This is a genomic window from Methylomonas sp. EFPC3, from assembly GCF_029643245.1.
Lineage (GTDB): Bacteria > Pseudomonadota > Gammaproteobacteria > Methylococcales > Methylomonadaceae > Methylomonas > Methylomonas koyamae_B.
This window is the reverse complement of sequence record NZ_CP116398.1, coordinates 1984578-2003938: the sequence shown is the minus strand read 5'-3', so window position 1 is coordinate 2003938 and position 19361 is coordinate 1984578. Positions and strand designations below refer to the sequence as shown.

Below are 19361 nucleotides of genomic sequence, written 5' to 3'. Positions count from 1 at the left end.
CGGACAGCAAACTGGGTCACAGTATGCCTTAACTATTGAAATTGGATTATGACTCCGACCGACAGCTTTTGGCTCAATCTGTTGAAATCGGATGGCGACGTTGTAGTTCAGCTTTTGGCCTTAGCTGTTGAGAACAAAAGCCAACAGCCTGCTTTTGTCTTCAATAATTAAAGCTGAGCTCCACCAGAAAGTTACGCCCTGGATTGGGGGCAAATTGGAAATATTGTTCGTTGCTTAAGTTGTTGGCCATGAAACCGACGCTGACGTTTTTAGTGGGGCTGTATTTGATTTTGGCATCCATTAACCAGAAGGCCTGAAAACCACCGTATACATCGTGCACCACGTCAATGTTTTCAGCCGTATCAAATGATTCGGAAACATGGCGGCCAATCAAGCTGCCGGACCATTCCTGCCAATTGGCTTCCAGGCCAACGGTCAATAAATGTTCCGGTGAATTGGGCAAGCGTTTGCCTTCTGCAGCGGGTGTGCCAGGACTGGACAGCGTGGTTGCGGTAGGGGTCCAGGTGTAATTGCTGAACAGCGACAGCCAATCAGTCAGGTTCTGGTCAAGCGATAATTCCACGCCTCGGGTAATGGCTTCAGCGGCATTGATGCGTTGCGAGCCGGTAAAGTTGGCGCGGCGTTCGATTACTTTGTTTGAAATTAAATCGGATAAATGGTTTTCAAAAAACGTGGCTTTAATTTGGGTGTCGGTTGCCGCGATTTTCTGCTCAACACCCACTTCCCAAGATAAGTTGCTTTCGGGCGTCAGATTGGGATTCGACAATGTCGTGGCGACCACGCCGCGGCGTGAATCAACATACAGGTCTTGCAAGGTGGGTGGGCGGAACGATTTACCTGCCGATGCGCGTAAGGTGGCCCCTTCCCAGGCATCTTTGTAGATCAGTGACAGCTTGGGATTGACTTCGACACTTTCCTGCGTGGATTCGGGCTTGAAAGTATTAAATGCGTAATCTTTGCTGATACCTGTGGCTTGCCACCAATCGACCCGCGTGCCTAAATAGGCGGTGAATTGATCGGTAAAACGGATTTCGTCTTGCGCAAAAAATGAAGTGGTGTCGGTTGAGGCATCGGCCACCAGGCGAGTACCTGTCCGGCTGTAGCGGTCGTTCCATTGGCTCAGATCGTAATCTTTACGATCCATTTCACCATGATCCACTTCAAACCCCGTGGTGATCATTTGACTTTTGGTCAATGGAAATACCAACTGCGCCCGACCGTTGACCATCGTGCTTCTAGTGTGGTTTGACGTACCCGGACCACCCCCTAAACCGGAGGTGGTGAGGACGTTGGTAAACCAGGTGTCCCGGGAGGTGTGGTTGAAGTTGACCGTTAATGCCGTATCCGCACTGAAATTGTGTTCAAACTTCCAAAAGCTGCGCAAATCGTCTTCATGCGATGGCGAGTTCAGAAAGACGTTTGGCGTTACCTGTCCCAATAAGGTGCCATTCTGCCGAATTCTGCCGCTGATTACCGGATTGCCGTTGGCGTCGCGTAGATAGCTGTTAAACGGGTCTTGGCTGTAACCAATGTCGGAGTAGAAGTAATGGAGACCCGCCGAAAGACGCGTGTAGTCATTAAAATCATAATAGGCTTTGATATGACTGTTGTGCGATTCCCATGGTGCGCGGCCACGATCGCCCACTAGATAAGCGGTTTGTCCTTGCGCGGTGGTTGTGGGGATGGCGCCTGTGACATTGGTAATTGGGCCGCCGCCGCCCGGATTGGCAAAACCCCAGATGTCACGAATGCCGTCATTGAGCTCGTGGTGGTGGCCCAAGCTGATGGACAAGCCGTTGTCGAACACATCCCGGTAGATGCCGCTGGCTGTCATGCCCTCGGCGGCATCAAACTGATAGGTGCCTTTCACCAATACTTCGCGTTTGGTGGGTTTTTTGGTGACGATGCGCATGGTGCCTGCAAACGCATTACCGCCGTAAAGTGCTGAGCCGGCTCCGGGGACCAATTCGACTTGTTCGACATCTTCTGAAAAGATCGCGCCGTAGTTAACGGTGCCAAAACTCGGATCGTTCATTTTTTGGTCGTCGAGCAGGACAACGGTGCGCGCCGTGCCGCTAATGCCGCGGATGGACTGGCGTACCGCGCGGTTGGCGGCAGGCGGTAACGCGCTGGTGGCGCCAATCGCCATGTATACGCCGGGCATTTCTCGCACAATGTCACCGATACGACGTACATCGCGGAGTGCGATTTGTTTATCGTCAATCAAGTGCAAGGTGCCAGGCACGTCGTCGATTGATTTTTCCGATAAGGTTGCTGAAACCACCATGGTACTCAGCTCGGTGGCTTGGTCTTTTTGGGGTGCTTCCGATGCTGCAGGGGGCTGGTCTTTGGAAGCGTTTGTTTCCGGCTCGGCCAAACTGACCTGGCAGCATAATGCCAGACTAATGGCAGCCGCCAGTGGATGGTATTGCATAGGGTTGTTCATAACAGTAAAGGGTGGGGTTTATTTAGAATTTGACCTAGGTGTTGTTGATGGCTGACTTCGCGAATACCCGAGCGTGTGCCGCAGCGACAGACGTCTGGTGATAAGCAACCAGTATTTGCTGGGCATTTTCAGTAAGCGCCTTTTACTGCGCTTTTGCGGTGAGTCGCTGCTTATGAATGCGTCGGGATGCGCGTTTTTTCAGCCAATGGATGATGCCGGTAATCAATAAGGCCAGTGGCGCAAAGCCAACAATCAGCACAGCCAATTGGCCGGGCGTACCGAGGATTTCGCCGTTATGAAGAGGTAACTGGATATTGATAAACGCATCGCCGGCGGCAAATTGATTGGGGTCGCGGACCATCAGTACTTCGCCGCTGTATTGATCCAGCCAAAGCATGGTTGCGCCTTTACTGCGGGTTTCGTTGGCTTGTTTGCCGCTGACCATGAAACTGCCATTGGCGTCGGCAGGCAGGTACAAGCGCTGTAGTTGCAGATTGGGAAAGCGCAGTAGTGCATTGCTCAAAATGGTTTCGTAGGCCAGCACCTCGCTGCCGATGGTTTTGGATTTAACGGCACGCGGTACTTCGTGCACACTGGAAAACACATTGACGGCTGGCTTGAAGACGTCCGGGAAATTGAAGTAAAAGCCGGAAAGCGACACGGCAAATAAGACAACGGCGGTATAAAGCCCGACGGTTTTGTGCAGATCAAAATTGAAGCGGGTAAAGCTGGCATTGCGTTTAATGACCAGTGCTTGCAGCCATTTGCCGGTTTTGGGCCACCAAAGGTAAATGCCGGTAATGGTCAAAACCAAGGTCAGCAGGGCGGTGATGCCCATCAGCCATTTGCCGAACGGGTCCACCAACAATTTGTAGTGCAGGCGCAAAATAAAGTTAATCAGTGAGTCGTTGCGGTCGCGATGGCCCAGCGCTTGGCCGGTGTAGGGGTTCACCATGACTTCGTGGAAGTGATGATTGTGTCCGGGGCCCGCGTGGGGCACTTGGTAACGCACAATCAGTGCTTCGTCGGGATGTTTGGGAAGTTGAATATGGTGGGCTGGGTGCTTGATGGGGGAGACGTGATCGGCGGTGGCCAGGATGTTTTGCAAGGGTTGTCGGGATGATCCGGCTGCCACGGCCAGGATGTCGCTGTTCAACCAATGATCAATCTCTTCGCCGTAAACCAGTATGCTGCCGGTCAAGCCGGCAATGGCCAGAAACAAACCCAGCCATAGCGAGATGTATAAATGCAGTTTGAGCAAGACCTTGCGCAAGGTGACTTTCTGCAACCAATCCAGGCGTTTTGCAGCGGCGACCGGACGATGAACGATTGAGTTTTCCTTCGCGGTAAACGGATCGATGACAGACATAACAAGCTCCCTTAGGAATCAGCACAACTTGGGTGTGCCAATTGAGCGAGGTCTGTGCCATAACTGAAAAAACAAACAATGTCAGTGATTTGCTGTGCGCTAAATCGGCTAGGACTTAAGTAGAGTGGGTTATTTCACACACCATTCGGTTTGCGGTGTGTGAAATACCCTATTTGTGGTTTTAAACGGGGTGACGGCCGTTACCCAGTGGTATTAAAAAAACCGCCGCCCGGCCAGTTAGGCGCCGAAGTGCGCTACCGCTATAAAATCCCTAGCCCCATCAAAGCGAAGCCTCAAGCCTTATTGGCTTGCAGAAAACCGTGCTGGAAAGTGACCTGATCGGCATCCCGCCGAGCATGCCTGTTACGACTGAGGCAAAACGCGGCACTTCAAAGTGCGTAGGGTAAAAATATAACGGCACGTTGCCGCGACTGGAACCGGGATTGCGGTCGGGGCAGGCCAACGGCGCCGGCTGTTCCCTGGCCGCACTAGCGAAGTATCAGACCGATCCCAAGCCTTTACGCAATAGCGGTTTCATTGCCAAAATCGCCAAGCCGGTGCCGATGCCCAGGCTGGCCAACAGCAGAAAAAATGCTTGTCTGGGCATGGTCTGATAAAAGCTGCCGATATAACCCGAAAGTAAATTGCCGAAGAAGGACGACAGGAACCAAATCCCCATCAACAAACCGACCAGTCCGGGCGGCGAGATTTTGCTGACCAGCGATAAACCGACCGGCGACAGGTATAACTCGCCCAAGGTATAAATCAGGGTACATAACGCCAGCCACAAGAAACTGATTTTGACTGACGGACCGCTATCGTTGGCGGCATAAATCAGCACGAAAAACGATGCGCCCAACAAGCCGGCGCCCAGCGCCATTTTGCCGATGCTGGACGGCTGGCGGCCGCGCGCGGTCTGCCAACGGGATAACGTGTCGAGTAAAGGCGCCAGTATGAAAATGAAGGCCGGATTCAGAGACTGAAACCAGGTGGAAGGCATTTCCCAGCCAAACAAGTGCCAATCGGTTTCGTGTTCTGCGAACAGTTGCAGGGTGTTGCCTTGCTGTTCGTAGACCGCCCAGAACATCACGTTCAGTATCGCGATGGCGCCGAGCGCCGCGATGGCTCGGTAATCTTTGCCGGATAGCGTGCCGTCAGTGCTGGGCGTTGATGACAGGCGCGCTTCTGTCGCCGGCAAATGAGGTCGGCCCAATCCGTAAACCAGCAAACCCAGTAACATGCCGACCCCGGCGGCGGCGAAGCCGTAATGCCAGCCGTAGCGCTGGCCCAGGGTGCCGCAGACCAGCGGCGAGAAAAACGCGCCCAGGTTGACGCCCATATAAAAAATGGTGAAGGCGCTGTCGCGGCGGGGGTCGCCGGGCGGATACAAGTCGCCGACCTGACCGGAGATATTGGGTTTGAAGCAGCCGTTACCGACGATCAAAAACAGTAAGGCCAACAGAAACCAGCTTTCCCCGGCCATCAGAAAATGGCCGACCGCCATCAGGCTGCCACCCAACAGCACGGCACGGCGCCGGCCCAGCACCCGGTCTGCCAGCATGCCGCCGAACAACGGCGTCAGATAGACCAAGCCGGTGTAAAGACCGTAAATCTGTGACGCCAAAGCTTGGTCGCCGAGCGGACCGAAAGCGGCTTGCAAAACCCGTTTCAACTGGGGTAAGCCAAACACCGGCCGGCCGTTTTGCGCCGCCTTTAGCAGGTGTTCGGTCATGTACAGTACCAACAGCGCGCGCATGCCGTAGTAGGAAAAGCGCTCCCACATTTCAGTGAAAAACAGCACGAACAGGCCGGCCGGATGGCCGAAAAAGCGTTTTTGCGGCATCGGGCTAAGTGTTGCCGCCTTGGGACCGGCTTCCCTCACTCGAAATCGCCGATGCGTTTGCCGATTTTGAACAAGCTCCAGGCCAGTACCAGCGCGACCGATGCGATTGCCAGACCCAGAAACCAGCGGCTGTTGACCCATCCCGCCCAGTCGAATTCCGGTTCGGGCTGAGCCAGCGCGATTGCTTCGCCCAATTCGGCGCTGCTGCTTTGGTAGCCGCGGCGCAACAGTTCCTGGATCGGTGCGATGTCGTAATTCGGCGCTTCGGCTTTGTCGACGCCGTAGCCGAGCTGGTAGTTGTGGCCGGCCTGGGCCAGAAACAACAAGCGGTAGCCGTGGCCGATGCCGGCCACCGAGTTGATGTGCAACGGCGGGTTATCCTCGTTGTAGATCAGGATCCGGTAATGCTCGCGGCGGGTTTCGGCGAATTCGATCGTGTTTTGGTCGCGATTGAAGCCTTGGAAGTGCAGGGCTTGCAAATACCCCAGACCTAGGGTTCGAGTCCGGGTTTCCAGGCCATGGCTTTCGTCGATCTGTACCTCGGCGCGGCGGTTGAAATTGGGGCTGAAGCTTTGCACGCTGAATCCGATCAGGGGTAGGCGTTTGCTGTCGATATCGATCACACTGGCCTTGAGCTCGACGTCCTGGCTGATTTTGAAGGCGACGGGATAGTCGAAGCGTTGCGCTGCGTCGGCCAAGGTTTCCGTAAGTTTTTGCCAGAATTCGATGCGGTCGATGTGTAAGGGCTCGTTGCGAAGTTCTATGCTTTCGCTACGTTCTTGCTCGGAGCCGTTTTGCATGGTTCGGGTCAGTTCGGTCAAACCGCTGCTGCGGGTTTGGCTGGCCTGGGCCACGACCAGCTTGAATTGGCGGTAGTTGTTGGCCGGCAGCTCGATGTCGTTGTTGCCGATCTGGGCGTAGCGCGAGTAATCGAAAATCCGGCCGTTATCGACTAGCGGCTGCCAGGTTTTGCCGTCCGCCGAACCGAAGACGTGTAAGCCGTATTCGTAATCGCGTTGCGCGGTGACGATGCTCAGGCCGTCGGCACCGGCGGCGGTTTTGTCCAGCGCCACGATCAGTTCGATGCCGTTTTCGCCGGTCCGGTTCAGGCTGACAATTTTGCCGGTGCTGGGGAGGCGCCGGGCCACAGCCTTTTGTTCGGCAATTTTTTGCAATAAATAGGGTGTTTCGACACCGTTTTGGTCGGTCAGACGCAGGTCGCGGAAGTCGGCGGCGCTGGCGGCGTAAACCGCACTATCCAGCGTTACAGCCAACAAGGTCTGGTCTGCTTGCTCTGTATGGATCACTGCGCGGCTGAAACGTTGCGGTGGCGTCCGCTCGGCCGCGGTGGCCGACAGGGTCAGACAGAACAAGATAACGAGTTTGGCGATCATGGCGATTTCTCTGCAGTATCGTTGCCGATAAAAGTTTGTTGGTAACGCATGTAAAAAAACGCGCCGCCCAGCGCCAGCATGCCCAGCACGATAAAGGCGACGATCCGGTAGATTTGCTCCAGCCGGGCCAAATCGACGAAAAACACCTTCCAGGCCACCAGCGCGAACAGGCCCAGGCCGACCAGGCGCAGAGCCGGTATCCGTCGCTTGATGCCATTGAACACCAGCGCCAGCGCGAATATCGACCATAAGATGGTGACGCCGCCGGAGCGCAAACCCGGCACATATTGATACAAAATCGAGTTGATCTCCAGACTCAGGAAAGTAAACAGCAAGGCCAGCGCCGAGCCGCCCAGCCAGAGCCGGAAATTGCCGGCATCCCGCTCCGCGCCGGCCAAACGGCTCAGCGCAAACAGCAAGAAGGCGATGATCGCGGCGAAGTCGAACAGGCGCATCAATGCCGATTCGAAGCGGTAATCGCCGGCATAACGCAGCGTGAATAAATCGTCGCCGCCGCCGATGGCGCCCAAGGCCAGATCCCAGGACGGCAAATCGAACAACAACAACTTGGCGGCAACGCCAACCAAAAACCACTTTAACGCCGGTAGCAACCAGGCGCCGGAGCCGGCCAGAAACCGCTGCAGCAGCAACCAGCACATCGCCAGCCAGACCAGGCTCAGCATCGGCAGTTGCAGCGGCGGGTACAGATAGGCGAAGCTGCGGTAAAGCTCCAGTTGCAACGCCACGAACAGCAAACCGGCGCCGGCGATGGCAATGGCCTGCAGCAGCCAGTTATCCTTGATCCACAGCGGGGTATCGGTTTCCGGAGTGCAGGTCAGCGTCGAGGCAGAGGCCGGCTGCTCGATCAAGCGATAGGCGGCCGCCAGGGACGCGATCGGAATGCCGAAACTGGCCAGGCGTTGCAACAAGCCGAACAAAAACCCGCCCAGGCTGGCGCCGTAGTCGCTGGCGGCGGCGTACTGGCCCGGCAAGTCGACCAAACAGAAGCGGCCGATCACGATTAGATACAGCAGATACGCGGCTTGGCGCAGAAAGGCGCTGTTGACCTTGCCGGCCATCCAGACCATAGCCAGCGCTTGTAGTGACCAACTGGCGGTCAGCCAAGGCGCCGACAGCAACAGCGGCAGCGTCACGCTCAGGAAAAACGCCGCCAGGCCGATGAAGCTGACCAGCAATTCGCGGTCGGCGATTTTTCGCGCTAGACAGTAATAAGCATGGCCGACATAAAACGCCGCCAACGCGACGGCCAATAGTGCGGTCCAGATTTGGCCGTAAGCCTCGTCTATCAGTTGGTAGGCCGTGGCGAAGAAAATCGCGGCGTTGACTAGCAACGCAATCAAATCCAGCAAGGTCGATTTGCTGCGGTTGACCAGGCAAAACAGGAACACCATGGTCGAATACAGCACGAAAAAACCGGTCAGAAACGGTAACACCTGCCAGAAATGCTCGATTTGGTATTTCTGCATCGCGCCGAAAAACAGCAGGTAGTTACAAGCGAAACTCAGGAAATTCAGGAGGTGCCATTGCTTGTACCAGTTAATCGCCAACATGCCGCCGCCAAGCAGCAGCATGTAACCGAACAGGCCGGGGAAATTGACCTGGCCGGTCGAGAGCAGCAGCGGCGTGCAATAGCCGCCGATGATGGCGAAGATTGCCACCAGTATCGAATCCAAACGTACCGCCAGAAAGGCCGCACTGGCGGTGACCAGGACCATCAACGCGAACGTCGGATACACGCCCAGCAGGTGGTAGAAGGCGAAGGCGGCGAACACGCCGAAATACAGTACGGCGATACCGCCGCCCAGCAAGCCCTGGCCGAACAAATGGTATTGGCCGCCGACCAGCCTGACGCCGCCGGCCACCATGCCGACCCCGGCCAGCAAGGTCAAAGCGACCCGCGCCTGTTCGCCGATCAGGCCATTGTCTATCGAATATTTCAAGAAGAAACCGATACCGGTGACCAGGATCAACACGCCGATCCGCAGCAGCCAGTTGCTGGCCACGGCGTATTCCATCGCCGCGCCTTGCGGGCGGTGGCCTTCGCCGACGATGATCCAGTTCCAGATTTGTTTCAGGATTTTCTGTGCGGCCAGTTCGAACCGGCTGGGTTCGGCCGGTTGCCAGTCTGCGGTTTGCCAGGGATCGGCCGCGGCTGGCTCAGGTTGGACTGTGGGTGTGGCGGCGGGAATCGGTTCCGGCATATCGGCCATTGCAATCAGCGGCGGCGCAATGGTCTCGGCCGATTCGGACGCGGTTTCGGCTACCGCAGCGGGCGCTTGCTCGGCTGCTAACGCCGGTTGCGGCTGATGCGCGTTCAGCCGTTCCAGCAAGTGTTGCTGCTCGCGCAAACGTCGCTCGATGCTGTCCAGCGCGACACTCAATTCCTCCCGCGCCTGCCGCTGCCGCGACAGCAGCATGCCCAATAGCACAAACAGGGCAATAGGCAGTGCCAGCAGTAAGATGGCGATAAACCCCCAAAAATCGTCCACGGTAACGCTCCTGGAAATCCAAAATCTCGACAGCCGGCAGCATAGCCGCTTGCCGAACGGAATGCGAATAAAGATGTCATGCGCGACACGCTTTTTGGCGGCGGCTTGGGCTATGCTTGTCAGTGCAAGATTACAGGCTGCCGGTTCGGACAATGTATTGAGTTTTGCCAGCCGCCGCCGATAATGAAATTGGATGTCCCCTTCAATTCAGAACAGCCGGCCGATATTTCATGACTAACCATTCCACGATCCAATCCAAAATCCTGCTCAGCATCGCCAGCGTGTTTCTGTTGCTGATGTTCGTCAGTACCTTGTTTATGGCCGACCGGCAGAAAGACATGGTGGCCAGTCTGGCGACCGGCAGAGCGCAGGATACCGCCAACAGTTATTTCGACGGCCTGAATACCTTGATGTTGACCGGTGCCATGGCGCAGAGCGATGTATTGCGCGACAAGGCCCGTGCCCGTGCCGACATCGCCGAAGTCCGCCTGCTGCGAGGCAAGGCCATCACCGATGCTTACGGACCCGGCAAAGCCGACCAACGCCCGAACGATAGCCTGGACCAGCGCGCATTGGCCGGAGAAGCCATTACCGATTACGGCAATAACGATGCCGGTCGGCTGATCACGGTGCTGGAACCGATCAAGGCTAGCGCCGATTTTCGCGGCACCAATTGTCTGAACTGCCATGCGGTGCCGGAAGGTACCGTGTTGGGTGCGGTCCGGGTGTCGTATTCGCTCGCCAATCTGGATGCGCAAATCAACAGCCATCTGGTCACTGCGTCGGCGATTTCGCTGGCGATGTTTGCCGCCGGCCTGTTGGTGGTGAACGTGTTAATGCGCAAGATCGTCGTCAATCCGTTGGTGGCGATGCGCAACGCCGTGAATGCGATTGCCGGCCAGTCGGATTTGCGTAAACGCCTGGTCGTCGAATCGGGCGACGAGATCGGTCAGGTCAGCGAATCGTTCAATTCCATGTTGGCGCATTTTGCCGACAGCTTGGAACAAGTCTCGACCGTCAGCCAGCAATTGGCCACGGCCAGCGACCGCATTGCCGACGTCGCCCGTCAAACCGCGCAGGCCGCCAGCCAGCAGCGGAGCGAGACCGAATCGGTGGTGCGCGCGATCCACGAGTTGGAGTCTTCGGTGCGGGAGGTCCGCAGCGGCGCCAACGGTGCGGCGCAAGCTTCAGTCGAAGCCGACCAGCACGCAGCGCAGGGGGCGGCAACCACCAAAAACGCGATCGACGGCATCTACGGTTTGGTCAACGAAATCGAACGGGCCAGCGAGGTCATCAAACGGCTGGACCAACGCAGCAACGGCGTCGGCGCGGTGCTGGATGTGATCAAAGGTTTGGCCGAGCAGACCAATCTGCTGGCCTTGAATGCGGCGATCGAAGCGGCTCGCGCCGGCGAGCAGGGCAGGGGCTTTGCCGTGGTCGCCGACGAAGTGCGGACCCTGGCCACGCGTTCGCATCAGGCCACCGAGGAAATCCATAAAATCATCGAGCAACTGCAGCACGAGGCCAAAGATGCGGTGAACGTGATGAGCAAGGCCAAAATCAGTGCCGAGCAGCGTCGCGAGCAGGTACAAAGCGCCGACCAGGGTTTGAGTACCATCGCCGAGCGCGTCACCCAAATCCGCCACCTGAACTCGAAAATGTCGGAAGCGGCCGACATTCAAAGCCGGATGGCGCAGCATGTCGGCCAGAGCGTCGGCAACATCGGCCAACTAACCGAGCGCACCTCGCGCGATGCCGAGCAAACCAACGCCGCCATCGGCGAACTGGTGAAACTGGCCGGACAATTGAACCAGTTGGTCGGGCAATTTAAACGCTAGCGTTCCGCTTGCGGATATGGCTTCGGATTCGGTTGCAGGCTTGGGAATCGGCGGTTGGGGCTCTCGCTGAGTTGCGGGAGTCTCCTCCGGGCCGCCGTTGAAGCTCCAACGGTGTTGGATTGTTGCTCAGTGGGAGTATCGGCTGTCGCCAGGAACAGCCGACTGGCGCGGTGTCAGCATCTGGCGGAGAGCGACAATCAGCGCTTGGTCGGCAAATGCCCTGCCATGCCGGTGGTTGCCGGCGGCGGGTTGGTGGCGACCTTAGGGGCTTCGAACCCGAAACTGGCGATGCAATTGACGCCGCCAACCAGTTCGTCGTCGGGATTGGGTAGCGTCATGCGCACGGTGAAACTGCCGCTGGCCGGATCGATTAATGGATCGACTTTGGTAACGGTTGCTTTCACGACTTTCTTGGCCGGCAATTCAGGCCGCACTTCCACTTCCAGGCCAGGCTGAATCAAACCGAAGTATTCGGTAGGGGCAATCAATTCGACGCGTAACGGATTCACTTGGGCTAATTTCATGATGGCGCGATCGCTTACCGATTCGCCCGGCATGGCATAGCGTTCGATAACCACGCCGTCGATTGGGCTTTTGATGGTTTTCACTTCAAGCTGAGCTTTGGCCAGTTCCAAGGCCAGCGCCGCCGAATTTTTACGCTCGGTGGCTTTTTTCAGTTCGATTTCCGCCAGCGCGACTTCGGTTTCGACCTTATCTTTTTCGATTTGAGAAATAACATTGGTGGTGAACAGGCTGCGATAACGGGTTCGATTCCGCGTGGCGTAATCCAATTTCACTTTCTGGTTGCGCAAATCGCTGTTGGTTTCGGCATCGGCCTTGGCCTGATTGAATTTTGCTCGTTCCACCGAGGCCTCCAATTGCACGACCGCCTGGCCTCGGCTGACGCGGTCGCCTTTATCGACTAGCAAGGTCTCCACGATTCCGGCCACCGGGCTGCTCAACTCCACATACATTTCCGGTTTGACCATGCAATCCAGGTTGGCGGCGGAGACGTCAGCACGATTGAGAAGGAGCCCTGGTACTGCGCAGATTAAGAATAGCCGGTTGATTCTACTCATGTCGTTTAAAAAGTGTGGCGATTGCCCTGATTGGGTTGCAGATGCCGCTTTTTAGCAAAAACGCCGGCAGCAGGCTACGGCCGTTATTCGAATTTGCCGGAGAATGCCAGGATGCGCGCCAAATGTTTGTCCTGATGCATTAATCGTTTTCGGACCAGGCGCTGTTGCCGTTCCTTGACCAATTGGGGTATGCGTAACACCATTTTTCCCAAAAAAGGCGGCAAAGGTTCGGCTGCAGCGGTCCAGCCCGCTAAGACCCTGAGCATAGCAGAGGAATAAAACTCCTGCAGGGTGGGGTCTTCAAGGGACAGAATGGCTTCGCAGCTGCCTGGATCGCCCTGGCGCGCGCAACGGCCGTAAAGTTGGCGGTCGATCCGGCGGGATTCGTTGCAGTGAAGCGAGATCACGTGCAACCCTCCCAGTTCCGCCACGCCCAGGCCCAGCCCAATGTCGGTGCCGCGCCCCGCCATATTGGTTGCCACGGTGATGGCATTTAGCTGGCCGGCATGGGCGACGATCTCCGCTTCGTGTTTATCTTGCTCGGCATTCAGTACCCGGTGCGGCAGATTTAGCCGATTCAGCCAGGCGCTGACTTCCAACGATTCGGCCACCGAGCCGGTTCCAACCAAGATCGGCCGGCCCTGCTGGTGCAAGCTGCTGACCCGTTGCAAGAATGCCTGTTGTTTGGCCGTCGTTGTGGCATAAACCCGTTCGGCGAGGAGCAATCTGGTCGATGGGCGGTGGGTTGGCACTTTCACTGTATGGATACCGTAAACGCGGTGCATTTCCGCAGCGACTTCCCGCACCGTACCCGACGTTCCTGCCAGTTTCAGATAACGGCTGAAAAAGCGTTGATAACTGATCCGTGCCAATGGCTCGCGTTGTTCGGAGATCAGATAGCCCTCCTTGGCTTCTATCATTTGTTGCAAGCCCTGTTCCCAGGCTCGGTCAGGCATGACTCGGCCGGTAAACTCATCAATGATTTGGATCTTGTTGTCTTTCACAATGTAGTGTTTGTTGCGTTTGAAGCAATATTCGGCCAGCAAGGCCTGCTTGATCATCGCTTCCCGCCAGCGTTTGTTTTTCCAGACGGGGCCTAAGCCGACCACTAAGTCTGCGATGGTGTTTTCGCCGTGCGGTGTCAGTTCGATGTCCCGGGTTTTGGGAATCATCACAAAGTCTTCGTTAATGAACAGCGATGACGCAACATACAAGGCGTCGCCGTAGGTCTCGGGCGATTCTGCGTTCGGCTTGGTTTGGGTGATGATCAGCGGAGTTTTGGCTTCGTCGATCAATACGCTGTCCGCTTCATCGATGATGGCAAAGCATAAACCGCGCAAGATGAGCGGGCCGGATTGCGCTTGCTTTAGTTCCCGCTGGATTTGCCGAAACTGAAATTTCAACGGTCCGGTGTCTTCCCCCATTTCGATCCGATCGCGCAGGTAGTCGAAGGCAATCTGCTTGTTAGTGGTGTGTACGATCGGCAAGCCATAAGTTTTTCGGCGCTGTTCCAGCTCCATGCCGTCGACCACCGCGCCGGATTTCAGTCCAAGACGCAGGTAGAGCGGCTGCAAAATTTCGGCGTCGCGAGCGGCCAAATAATCGTTTGCCGTGATCACATGTACCGGGATGCCCGCTAATGCAGCGGTGCAGGCCGGTAGGGTCGCGGTCAGGGTTTTACCCTCGCCGGTTTCCATTTCCGCCAACATGCCGTTGATCATCAACCAGCCGCCAAATAGCTGCACATCGAAGTGTCTTTTATTCAAGGTGCGTGCAGCGGTCTCGCGAATCACGGCAAACGCTCGCACGATCAGCCGTTCGGTCAGGCCGTACTTATGCAGTTCCTCGCGTAACTCCAGAATCGCCAGCGTGAGTTGTTGCTCGTTGAAGTGGCTCAAGTGGGTTTCGTGCTGCTTTACCCGGCTGACGATGTACGCTTGGCTGTAACGCTCGCGCCCCAGCCGTTTACGTATTTTGTCGATCAGAACCGCCGCGCCCTGCTCGAAGTCTGTCAAGCGGCTTTCCGGCTTTTGCGGGTAACTGCCGTAGCGCACTCCGGGGCGCATGACTGACTCAGACACTGAATTGCCTCAAAAAGACTTGGCGGATGCGCCGGTAAATCTGGGCCGCAATCGCTTCGCCACCATGATTGATCCGCACGTAGGCGCGAGTGCCTATCGGCAGATTCGTCGGCGCCGAAAAATCCAAGTCGACCAAAAAGATTTTCTGCAGGGTTTGCATTGCTTGCTCGTCTTGCGAGTTGACCCGAATTCTGCCGCCGCCGGTGGTTGCCAATGCCGGGCTGGGCAGGGTATTCGTCGCCTCCGGCGCCAAGCGGATGATGGTGGCAGGGTATTCCCGAAACGGTTCGCTGGCCAAGCGGACGCTGATTTGCGGGACACGTTGGCGAATCAGGCCGATATCGTCCTGGGGCACCGCCATCCGGATCGTCGGGGCCTGCGAATCCAGAATGTAGCCGATCGGTTCGCCGTGTTTTAAAAAACTGCCCGGCAGATCATCGCCATCCGGCAACAGGATGTATCCGGATTTTGCGGCAGTGACGATCATGGCATTGGACTTTGTATTCAAGTGGTCCAGTTCCGATTCGGCAACCCGCAGCGATTCTTTCAGAATTTCGGCTTTGACTAAATCCGCTTCTCTCTCTGCCCGATATTGACTTTGCAATTCGGCGACCCTGGCACGGGCGATTTTGGTCTTTGCTTCTAACGCGTCGTCATGCAGGTAGAGCAGCGCGTCGCCTTGGTTGACCAATTGATTGGGTTTGACCAGTAGTTCGCCGACAAAACCATCTTGTTCGACTTTGATTTGGGCTTCATCCGGCAGCCATACGACGCCTTCTGCCAGCGTGTAATGCGGAATCGGCACAACGCCGATAACTAGTATCAAGCCCGTGGCCAGGCCGGCGGCGGTCAGCAGTGCTTTTTGTTTCTTTCGGCCGAGGGATGGGCTGGTCAAAACGAATTTTACTGCCCTGAACAAAGGCCAGCCGATTTGGAATAGTGCCATAGCGGAGGCGACGACTATTCCCAGGGCAAAGAATTTTTCGGTCAAATAAATGCCGACAAACCATAGCATCGAAAGCCGGTAACTCAACGAAGCCAAGCTATAGACGACGAACCAGGCGGTTTCTCCCGGTGCCGAAGCCGGCGAAGCCACCTGGCGCAAATCGAATAGATAGCGCTGGAAAAAATACGGCCAAATTCGGCTCGAACGCTGATAGAGATTCGGAATGCCGAGCGCGTCTGCCAGGACGTAATAGCCATCGTACTTCAGGAGCGGATTGCCATTGAAGAATAACGATGAAACGCCTCCGGTAAGCATCACGTTGAAGCCGATATCCTGGATTACCCCGATTTCGCTGCCCAGAAATAAGAACAAACCCAGTGCCGCCAGAAACGATTCCACCAAAATACCGGCAGCACTGATCAGAATCCGATCGAATTTGTTTCGCAAATGGTTCGCAGCGGAGACGTTGACATAGGGTACCGGCATGAACAGTAAGAAATTGATGCCCATCTCATGGACTTCGCCACCCTTCAGTTTCATCGCAAAACCGTGGCCGAATTCATGCGCAATTTTGATCAGTGGGTAAAGTAAGAACAGAATCAAAACGTTATAAGGAGCTAACGCATTCAGTTCCAGGTGGTGAGCGATTGCCGCCGAATTGGCGGCGGCTTGCAACAGCGCGGCGAACACAACCAGCAACCAGACCAGACCGAATTTTGGATTGAATAAAATGGCGGCCTTGGCTGCGTGTCTGGCGAGAAACTCGTCCGGATCCCACAGCGCCAATTTCAATGACAGCGGGTTCAGCAGCCGTTGGTTGAGCTTGGTTTGATTCAGCCGGGCTTGGCGCTCGAACAGTTCTTCGGTGTTAACCAAGGCTTCGGTTTGCATCAAATCGGCCTGATGCAACTGGCCGAGCAACTGCACGATGTCCTGCTGGCTCGGAGCATAGTCGCCTAATTGGTGGTTCAGCGCATCAGCAATTTCCTGCACGCTGAGTTTGCCGTCCAACAGGCCGATGAATTGATAGGCCAGGCTATTGAAGCGTTGATGGCGGCCGGTATTGGTGTCTTCCAGGATGTACCAGATCAGCCCCCGATACTCATGGCGATGAATCTCGATATGGCTGTGCAGCCTGGGCCTGAGCTTGGCGACGCGGTACCAATGTGGGCTGAACATATTATCTGACACGGCTGAACCTCTTTGGCGCTATCACCAGGACCAAATCCACAGACGTAACCAAGCCAGCATTTCGTGACTCCAAATCCACAACCAGCTGGCGCGGCCGGTCTCGATTTTGCCGACGCCTTCCATGCCGGGCCTTAACAGCTCGGGGGCGTTTTCCAGGCTGGCTTCGACGCGGAATATGTTTCTCCCGCTATCGGTCTTCGCCACGGCGGTGATTTTTTGGACCACCAGGCTGAACGTTTGACTCGGCATGCTCGCCAGCACCAACGAACCCTTTTGACCTTCGCGCACATACGAAATTGCGCTTTCATCGACTTTGAGGATGATGCGGTAACCCTCCAGCGGCGCGATTTTGAACAAGGTGCTGCCGCGATCCACCGGCGATCCCAGTTTTTGGCTCAAATCGCCCTCGATCACCACCCCATCGAAAGGGGCGGTCAAGACGATCTTTTGCAATTGCTGACGGGTAAGTTCCATTTCCGCGTCGGCCTGATCGATTTGGGCGCTAATCACCCGTACCTTGACCAGATCGCCGCTGGACAATGCTTCGCGATATTCGCGGCGGAACTTCTGTAATTGGCCGTCCAGCTTATTCAATTCCAACTGCAGTTCGGCATCGTCCAGGCTTGCCATCACTTCGCCCTGGCGTACCGTATCGCCGGCGCGTACCGCGGCCGATTGCAAAAATCCGGAAATTGGCGCCGCGACCACACGTTGAATTTTGCCCTCCAGCACGGCGTCGGCCGTCACCCGAAAATCGCCGCGCAGTATCGAGGCAAGCAGCAGAAACACCAGCAGACCAACGCCGGTGAGCTTGAGCCCCAATCCCTTCAATCCGAAAAATTCTTTCAGGCCTTGCTTCAGACTGACGCCCATCTTGGTCGTCAAGGCCTGCTCGTCGATTTTTTTGAGTGCCATGTAGGGCGCGATCAAAGCCAGTGCCTGTTCGCACAGGCGGACGCTGCGGCTGTCGAAGGGGCGCTGTTCGCTACGCAAGAGTGTGACCGCGCCGATGAATTCGCCGCAGTGCAGCATAGGTAGGGTCAATAACGAACCGTAACCGTACTTTCTCGCCACTTCCAGGTGAGCCCGTTGAATGATGGCCGAAACGGTGTTGGGCACCACCACGATGCTATCCTGCTCGATGGCTTCATCCATAGCATCAGCGATCTTTTGCAGCAGATTCGTCTGCGGGTCGAGCTGTGCGTTGTGCGAAATAGCCACGACCTTAGTGTAATTGTCGTGAAATTCGCCAATGGCCACCCGCTCGCAATCCAAGGTCTGCGCCAGTTCCGTCGCCAGCCGAATCAGAACTTCAGGGTAGCTGTTCTGCTCCATGCAGCCGGCCAGCAGGTTTACGACAGCGGCGTAAAAATCGTCGCTCAACTGTGATTGGCCCTGAGCCAATTGCCACCATTGCAGGCTTTGCTGCAACGTGTCGAAAACAGCTTGCTGACGCTCCAAGGCTGAGTGTTGCAACTTGAGGGCGATTACGCCCAATAATGCAGAACCTACCACGACCGGCATGGCGAAAAAGTCGCAACGCGTTTCGTCCGGCTGCAGCGCATCAATGATGCTAGCGGGTTGATTCGTCGCGAGTGCGCGCTGGCAAATCGGCGACAGATCGCCCGGCGTCGCGCCATCCGCAAGCCATTTCGCCACGGGTCGCAATTTTTTGGTGCCGGGCTCCAGCGCCATCAGGGCGGCGGCCTGCGTGTCCGCTACCTGTTGGCACAGGATGTTCAACCATTGCTGAGCGAAGCGGTTACTCATGGCGCTGAAGCTCCCTGATTCGCAACGAAATTCAGTGGGCAGAGCATTTGATAAACCTCATCGAGGTGCTGGGCTATTTCTTGCGCCACCACGTCTTTGGCGTTTGCCGGAATCGGGCCAAATTGGTCATCTTTGAATGGCTCGGCTGCAAGGGTTTTCGAAAAATGCTCGGGTGCGTTGAAAAGTTGTTGGGCAAAGTAGATCAGATAAGTCTCGTTCCGGTAGGGCGGTGCGCTGAGTTCAGGGTGCAGGTAGTGGCCGATAATGTGCGAATAGACTTCCGGCAAATGCCAAAGCCGCGTCAGCTCCGCTCCGAGCTGACAATAATCAAAACCGAATATTTTGCGCTCTTGGGCGTCAATCGGCAGCCCCTGGTCGCGGCTGGTTAGCAATGCTTCGAGAGCTTGCTCCGGTGCTTTGACGAACATGGCGGCATGACCGATTTCAAGTAACAGGCCCAGCGTAAAAAAACGGTTTCCAGCCGGGACGTGACTGAGTCTGGCGATAGTTTGGCAGGCAATCCCCGATTCGATGGCTTGTCGCCAGAACTGGCGTAAATCCAGTACCGGGCTGGGCATATTGCAAAAGGTGCGCATGCATAAGCTGCTCAACAACAAATCATGGAGTTGAATGGTACCGATCAGGCTGATCGCCTCGTCAAGATCTGCGGCCTGGCGCTTGAAACCGAAGAACTCGCTGTTGGCGATGCGGATCATCCGGATGGCTAACATCGGGTCGGTTTGCAAGGCTTTAACGTAATCGTCGATTCTTGCGCCGGGTTTTTCCAGTAAAACCCGGATTTTCAGATAGACCTCAGGCATGGAAATCCTTTCGGCCAGATCGCATAGAAAACGCTGTTCGGCTCTCATGTCG

Annotated in this window: 11 protein-coding genes; 1 reads left to right on the top strand and 10 read right to left on the bottom strand. The window is 56.1% G+C overall.

The genetic code is table 11. The features are described 5' to 3' along the window. Positions 1-160: 160 nt before the first annotated feature. From PL263_RS08865 to PL263_RS08845, 5 genes are all read right to left on the bottom strand, one after another. Positions 161-2455 (bottom strand): TonB-dependent receptor, encoded by a 2295-nt coding sequence (locus PL263_RS08865; RefSeq protein WP_278212674.1) that lies wholly within the window; start codon positions 2453-2455, stop codon positions 161-163. Positions 2456-2609: 154 nt separating this feature from the next. Continuing rightward, entirely contained in the window at positions 2610-3836 is a 1227-nt protein-coding gene (locus PL263_RS08860; protein ID WP_278212673.1) for a PepSY-associated TM helix domain-containing protein, read from the bottom strand. Between the two features lie 499 nt (positions 3837-4335). Next, entirely contained in the window at positions 4336-5718 is a 1383-nt protein-coding gene (locus tag PL263_RS08855; RefSeq protein ID WP_278212672.1) for a peptide MFS transporter, read from the bottom strand. Beyond that, the gene (locus PL263_RS08850) at positions 5715-7073 is read right to left on the bottom strand and encodes a DUF3999 family protein (RefSeq protein WP_278212671.1); all 1359 of its coding nucleotides are present in this window, start codon (positions 7071-7073) and stop codon (positions 5715-5717) included. Before PL263_RS08850 ends, PL263_RS08855 begins: the two co-directional genes overlap by 4 nt. After that, complete coding sequence (locus PL263_RS08845) at positions 7070-9583, bottom strand: DUF2339 domain-containing protein (RefSeq protein WP_278212670.1); 2514 nt, start codon at positions 9581-9583, stop codon at positions 7070-7072. The genes PL263_RS08850 and PL263_RS08845 overlap by 4 nt, the downstream gene beginning before the upstream one ends. Positions 9584-9813: 230 nt before the next feature. On the opposite strand from PL263_RS08845, the gene PL263_RS08840 reads away from it, so the two are divergent. Continuing rightward, positions 9814-11421 (top strand): methyl-accepting chemotaxis protein, encoded by a 1608-nt coding sequence (locus PL263_RS08840; protein WP_278212669.1) that lies wholly within the window; start codon positions 9814-9816, stop codon positions 11419-11421. A 197-nt stretch (positions 11422-11618) separates the two neighbouring features. On the opposite strand, the gene PL263_RS08835 is transcribed toward PL263_RS08840, so the two are convergent. The 5 genes from PL263_RS08835 to PL263_RS08815 all read right to left on the bottom strand — a co-directional run bounded on the left by PL263_RS08835 (position 11619) and on the right by PL263_RS08815 (position 19309). Then, entirely contained in the window at positions 11619-12410 is a 792-nt protein-coding gene (locus PL263_RS08835; protein ID WP_278212668.1) for an efflux RND transporter periplasmic adaptor subunit, read from the bottom strand. Between the two features lie 173 nt (positions 12411-12583). After that, positions 12584-14566, bottom strand: a complete 1983-nt coding sequence (locus tag PL263_RS08830; protein ID WP_278212667.1) for a DEAD/DEAH box helicase — start codon at positions 14564-14566, stop codon at positions 12584-12586. A 7-nt stretch (positions 14567-14573) separates the two neighbouring features. Then, entirely contained in the window at positions 14574-16718 is a 2145-nt protein-coding gene (locus tag PL263_RS08825; RefSeq protein WP_278212666.1) for a biotin/lipoyl-binding protein, read from the bottom strand. 21 nt (positions 16719-16739) lie between these two features. Then, entirely contained in the window at positions 16740-18488 is a 1749-nt protein-coding gene (locus PL263_RS08820; protein ID WP_278212665.1) for an efflux RND transporter periplasmic adaptor subunit, read from the bottom strand. After that, positions 18485-19309: an HDOD domain-containing protein gene (locus tag PL263_RS08815; RefSeq protein ID WP_278212664.1), complete on the bottom strand. Its 825-nt coding sequence runs from the start codon at positions 19307-19309 to the stop codon at positions 18485-18487. Before PL263_RS08815 ends, PL263_RS08820 begins: the two co-directional genes overlap by 4 nt. Between the last annotated feature and the right edge of the window lie 52 nt (positions 19310-19361).

Coding starts and splice junctions, on each gene's coding strand:
- PL263_RS08865 (WP_278212674.1), bottom strand. CDS start 2,455: ATGCAATACCATCCACTGGCGGCTGCCATTAGTCTGGCATTATGCTGC.
- PL263_RS08860 (WP_278212673.1), bottom strand. CDS start 3,836: ATGTCTGTCATCGATCCGTTTACCGCGAAGGAAAACTCAATCGTTCAT.
- PL263_RS08850 (WP_278212671.1), bottom strand. CDS start 7,073: ATGATCGCCAAACTCGTTATCTTGTTCTGTCTGACCCTGTCGGCCACC.
- PL263_RS08840 (WP_278212669.1), top strand. CDS start 9,814: ATGACTAACCATTCCACGATCCAATCCAAAATCCTGCTCAGCATCGCC.
- PL263_RS08835 (WP_278212668.1), bottom strand. CDS start 12,410: ATGGTCAAACCGGAAATGTATGTGGAGTTGAGCAGCCCGGTGGCCGGA.
- PL263_RS08830 (WP_278212667.1), bottom strand. CDS start 14,566: ATGCGCCCCGGAGTGCGCTACGGCAGTTACCCGCAAAAGCCGGAAAGC.
- PL263_RS08820 (WP_278212665.1), bottom strand. CDS start 18,488: ATGAGTAACCGCTTCGCTCAGCAATGGTTGAACATCCTGTGCCAACAG.
- PL263_RS08815 (WP_278212664.1), bottom strand. CDS start 19,309: ATGCCTGAGGTCTATCTGAAAATCCGGGTTTTACTGGAAAAACCCGGC.